We start from the raw sequence: 4,508 nt of genomic DNA, 5'->3' as shown, positions 1-4,508 counted from the left end.
TGCCGCGGCCAGCGAATAGCGGAGTCCCACCCCGCCCTCCCCCGTGTTCAGTCGAACTCAGTAGAGCTGGTTCACCCTATTTCATCCCCGATTGTGGCCACCCCGTAAACGCGAAGATCGCCGTTTCCGGCCCCAGATCTGCGGTTGGACCACGGATCTTGACGCGAAACGGCGATCTTCATGCGCGCGGCGCTCGGCCGCGAGGTGCAGCCTGCTAGCGGACGCCGCGCAGGAAGTTCCAGGCGTCCACGACCCAGCTGATGGAGCGCAGGTACTGGGCGCCCGCGACGACCAGGAAGAGCCCGATCACGGCGTGGGACAGCCAGGCGCTGCGCCGGGTCCGGCCCATGATCTTCTCCAGCACCACGCCGCCGACGAGCCGGGACAGCGCGAACAGGCCGACCGCGACCACAAAGATCAGCACCAGGGCCAGGGTGGCCGTGCCGTGGTCGCTGTCGGCTCCCGCCGAGGCGGCGAACAGGCCCCAGGACACCAGCAGGAAGATGGCGCCCGCCACGCTCCACCGGCCGCCCGCCTTCAGCTGCCGCATACGCACCCCGAACGGCACGTCCGGGCGCTTGAGGTGGCCCGACGTGACGATCTGCCCCGGCGCGAGCGTCGGCTCGAAGGAAGCCGTCTGCTCCACCTGGCGCTGGGCGGGCACGGCTGCCACGCCCGTCTTGAAGTCGGCCGCACCGGGCTTGCCCTGCTGGGTCTGGAACGCCTCGGTCGGGATCTCCTGCGTACGGTCGAATCGCAGTTCCTGCGTCGGATCGGTCCCCTCAGTCACGCCGCACATGCTAGCCGCCACGCACGACAACGCCAGCCGAGTATCGCGGCCGCCCGCGGCGACCGACTAGCCTGGCGGGATGCAGGAGTACGAGCGTCGTCGGCACCGTGGCCGCTCCGACGACGATGACGACCACGACCTCGAGCGGGGCCTGCGCGGCCTGATCGGGCCCGGTGCGTCGCAGATCAGCCTGTCCGCGGCGCTGCGGGCGCGGGACGCCGCCCGGCCTACGGCCGACGACCTGGCCCGCGCCGAGGCCGAGCTGGAGATCGTCCGCCGTGGCTGGGTGCCGCGGGACCCGCTGCGCTGACGCCGCCGGAATCGCCCCGGATCAGTCGGGAATCCGTCAGTTCGGCAGCGGCGGCAGCTCGCCGGTCTTCTCGAAGAGGGCGACCTCCTCGATGCGCCGCGCGTGCCGCTCGGCCTGCGAGAACGGGGTGCCGAGGAACGCCTCCACGATCGCGGTGGCCTCCTCCAGCGAGTGCTGGCGGGCGCCGATGCCGACGACGTTGGCGTCGTTGTGCTGGCGGCACAGGGTCGCCGTGTCGATGTTCCAGGCGAGCGCGGCGCGTACTCCCGCGATCTTGTTGGCGGCGATCTGCTCGCCGTTGCCGGAACCGCCGATCACCACGCCGAGGCTGCCCGGGTCCGCGACCACCCGGTGGCCGGCGTGCAGGCAGAACGAGGGGTAGTCGTCCTCGGCGTCATAGGCGTGCGCGCCTACGTCGACCACGTCGTACCCCTTGGCCTGCAGCTCAGTGAGCAGGTGGGCCTTCAGTTCGAAGCCGGCGTGGTCCGCCGCGAGATAAACGCGCATGGTCGAAGTCTGCCAGCCAGGATCGGCGCATGTGCAGCGGACCCGCTTCCCACGCCCGCCGCGCAAGACGATAAGAAGGGCACCTTCTACATCGCATAGCGATAAGAAGGTGCCCTTCCTTGCAGTGCTACGGAAGCTGGGCGACGACCAGGCCGGCTCGTGCCTTCGGGGTGAACCAGGTGCTCTTGCGCGGCATCTTCTGCCGGGCCAGGTTCACCTCGACGAAGTCGTCCACGGTCACCGGCGCGATCAGCACGGCGAGTGCGGCCCGCCCGGCGTCGACCTCACCGGTCAGCCAGGCGGCCGGGTAGTCGCCGCCGACGTAGGTGATGCGCTTGTCGCCGGGCTCGGTGTCCAGCGCCTCGCCGAACAGCACCCGCTCCACCAGCGCGTGGTCGATGTTGTCCACCACGGAACCGGCGGGCTCGCGCGGCAGGGTCACCGCGTAGGACCGGCCGGCCGCGTACAGGTGGACCACGCCGCCGGTGGCAGGCACCGTCGGGGTGCCCTCGCCGATCTGCGCGCCGGCCTTCTCCAGCCGGGTCAGCAGCTCCTCGACGGTGATGTCGAGCTTGTGCACCAGGCGGTTGTAGGGCTGGATCGCCACCGAGGCCGGCGTGGTCACCACGGCCAGGAAGCGCGCGAAGCCGCCGGTCTGCGCGGCCAGGCTGCGGTGGTTGCCGTCGGCGACGACCAGATCGCCGCCGCCGGCCAGCGCGCGCAGCGCGTCCGCCTGCGGGCCCGCGGGCAGCGGCCAGATCGCGTGGGTACGCCCGGACGGGTCCACGTCGGTCGCGGCGGGCTCGCCGGCCTGGGCGACCGCCTCGGCCAGCGCCGCGTGCAGCTCCGCGCCGCGGCCGGTCTGCAGCAGCAGCACCGGCGACAGCAGGTGGCCCAGCGCCTGGGCGAGCGCCACGCGCTCGCGCACCTTCTCCAGGAAGACGTCCTCGTTGCGGATCACCAGGCCGGGCTCGTCGGCGCTGGTCGAGATCTGGTCGGTGTCGACCATGCACCAGAGGCCGTACGCGGCCGAGCCGTCCGGAGCGGTGATCGCGTAGAGCACGACCACGTCCTGCGCGGCGGCGTAGGCCCCGGCGTCCTTGGCCTGCGCCAGCCGCGCCACCGCGTCGGGCAGCGCGTCGGCGAAGGACTTGCCCAGGCTGTCCGGGGCCCGGTGCGGCATCTCGACGGCGAGCGCGCTACGCGGGTTGGCGGTGATGATCTCGGTGATCTCGGCGTCGTCGGCGAACTCGTCGTAGTTCTGCGCGCCGGTGGCTCCCGTGGTGAGCCAGGCCGTGTGGATCGGGTGTACGACTGTCACGGCTGCTCACGCTACCGCCGTCCACCGGCTGGGACGGGATGGCCCCGGCGGGAGGACGGCGGCGTGGCGTGGCGCTCAGCGGCGCCGGGTGACCCCGAAGCCGGCGGGTGACGCGCCGACCAGGACCGGCTCGGCGAGGAACGCGGCGATCTCGGCGGGCAGGCCCGGCTGCCAGGTCGCCCACCTGCTCTCCTCGACACTGAGGTACGAGGCGCCCAGGCTGTCCGCGACGGCCTGGGCCGGTGCGTCCAGGCGCCAGGGGTCCGCGGCGACGTCCGCCATGTCTGTTCTCCCGACTCGTCGGTGAAGTGGTGAAGTGGTCCACCTCACCAACGAGCGGACCGGCGGAAAGGACAGCCCCGCGCGGTCCCCCGGTCGGCCGGATTCAGTCGAAGATCGGACCGAGGTCGCGGCTGCGCTTGAGCTCGTAGAAGCCGGGGATCCCGGCGACCAGCAGCACGCCGTCCCAGAGCCGTCCCGCGGCATCGCCCTTGGGCGCGGGCGTCACCACGGGGCCGAAGAACGCGATGCGCTCGCCGTCCGGGCCGGGCGCGTGGATCACCGGGGTGCCCACGTCGGTGCCGACCGGTTTCATGCCCGCGTTGTGGCTCTCCACGAGCAGGTCGTCGTGCACCGTCTCGGTGGCGGCGGCGGCCAGCGCGGGGTCGAGCCCGGCGTCGGTGAGGGCGGCGGCGTACAGCTCCGGTCCCAGCTCCTCCTTGCCCAGGTGGATGCGGGTGCCCAGGGCCGTGTAGAGGTCGCGCAGTACGTGGTCGCCGTACTTGCGGGCGGCGGCGATGCACACGCGCACCGGGCCCCAGCCGCGCTCCATCAGCTCCTGGTACTTCTCCGGCAGGTCGCGGCCCTGGTTGAGCACGGACAGGCTCATCACGTGGAAGTCCACCCGCACCGGGCGGACCTTCTCGACCTCGAGCAGCCAGCGCGACGTCATCCAGGCCCAGGGGCAGAGCGGGTCGAACCACATGCCGACGGAGGAGGGGGTTTCACTAACAGGGGTCATGTGGTGAATCATGACGCGGCGGTTTCACTCCGGCGCGTGACCTTAACCACGCCCTGGGGCACAATGTGAAACAGTTACTTCATGCCCCGATCCGGGCTGTGATGAAAGACTGCTCTCGGGCAGCGACAATGCCCGCCATGCTGCTCACGACCGCAGCCGACAGGAGTTAACACGCCGTGACCGGTACGCGCAATCTCTCCCAGGCCGAGGCCGCCGACAGGGCTCGGCTGCTGGACGTCAACTCGTACGACATCTCGCTGGACCTCACCGACGGGGCGGGCAATCCCGGCGACGGCACCTTCCGCAGCGTGACGACGGTGAAGTTCACCGCCGCGACCCCGGGGGCGGGCACCTTCGTCGAGGTCGCCGCGAGCAAGATCCTGCGAGCCGAGCTGAACGGCACCGCACTGGACACCAGCGCCTGGACCGCCGAGACCGGCCTGGTGCTGCCGCAGCTCGCCGAGCAGAACACGCTCGTCGTCGAGGCGGAGTTCCCGTTCTCGCAGCAGGGTCAGGGCCTGCACCGCGCGGTCGACCCCGCGGACAAGGAGGTCTACCT

6 protein-coding genes and 1 pseudogene are annotated in these 4,508 nt (G+C 71.4%); 2 read left to right on the top strand and 5 right to left on the bottom strand.

Annotated features, from left to right (window positions below; translation table 11 throughout):
- Nucleotides 1-214: 214 nt before the first annotated feature.
- The gene (locus FLL47_RS14780; protein ID WP_144121104.1) at nt 215-790 is read right to left on the bottom strand and encodes a hypothetical protein; all 576 of its coding nucleotides are present in this window, start codon (nt 788-790) and stop codon (nt 215-217) included.
- A gap of 79 nt (nt 791-869) precedes the next feature.
- Between FLL47_RS14780 and FLL47_RS14775 the strand changes: the two genes are divergently transcribed.
- A complete protein-coding gene (locus tag FLL47_RS14775; RefSeq protein WP_144121103.1) occupies nt 870-1,100 on the top strand; it encodes a hypothetical protein in 231 nt (76 codons plus the stop codon).
- Between the two features lie 36 nt (nt 1,101-1,136).
- Here FLL47_RS14775 and FLL47_RS14770 read toward each other — a convergent pair whose 3' ends face one another.
- From FLL47_RS14770 to FLL47_RS14755, 4 genes are all read right to left on the bottom strand, one after another.
- The gene (locus FLL47_RS14770) at nt 1,137-1,607 is read right to left on the bottom strand and encodes a ribose-5-phosphate isomerase (RefSeq protein WP_144121102.1); all 471 of its coding nucleotides are present in this window, start codon (nt 1,605-1,607) and stop codon (nt 1,137-1,139) included.
- 127 nt (nt 1,608-1,734) lie between these two features.
- Nucleotides 1,735-2,928, bottom strand: a complete 1,194-nt coding sequence (locus FLL47_RS14765) for a DUF1015 family protein (protein ID WP_144121101.1) — start codon at nt 2,926-2,928, stop codon at nt 1,735-1,737.
- A 75-nt stretch (nt 2,929-3,003) separates the two neighbouring features.
- Nucleotides 3,004-3,210, bottom strand: a complete 207-nt coding sequence (locus tag FLL47_RS14760; protein ID WP_144121100.1) for a hypothetical protein — start codon at nt 3,208-3,210, stop codon at nt 3,004-3,006.
- Nucleotides 3,211-3,313: 103 nt separating this feature from the next.
- Nucleotides 3,314-3,949 carry a mycothiol-dependent nitroreductase Rv2466c family protein gene (locus tag FLL47_RS14755; protein WP_144121099.1) on the bottom strand — a complete coding sequence of 212 codons (636 nt, stop codon included), beginning with the start codon at nt 3,947-3,949 and terminating at the stop codon, nt 3,314-3,316.
- 176 nt (nt 3,950-4,125) lie between these two features.
- Between FLL47_RS14755 and FLL47_RS14750 the strand changes: the two are divergent.
- Nucleotides 4,126-4,508 (top strand): annotated as a pseudogene (locus tag FLL47_RS14750) (aminopeptidase N); the annotation flags it as partial.

The organism is Catellatospora sichuanensis, from assembly GCF_007483665.1.
Classification (GTDB): domain Bacteria; phylum Actinomycetota; class Actinomycetes; order Mycobacteriales; family Micromonosporaceae; genus Catellatospora; species Catellatospora sichuanensis.
Note: the sequence above shows the minus strand (reverse complement) of the source record. Positions and strands in the feature narration are given on the sequence as shown.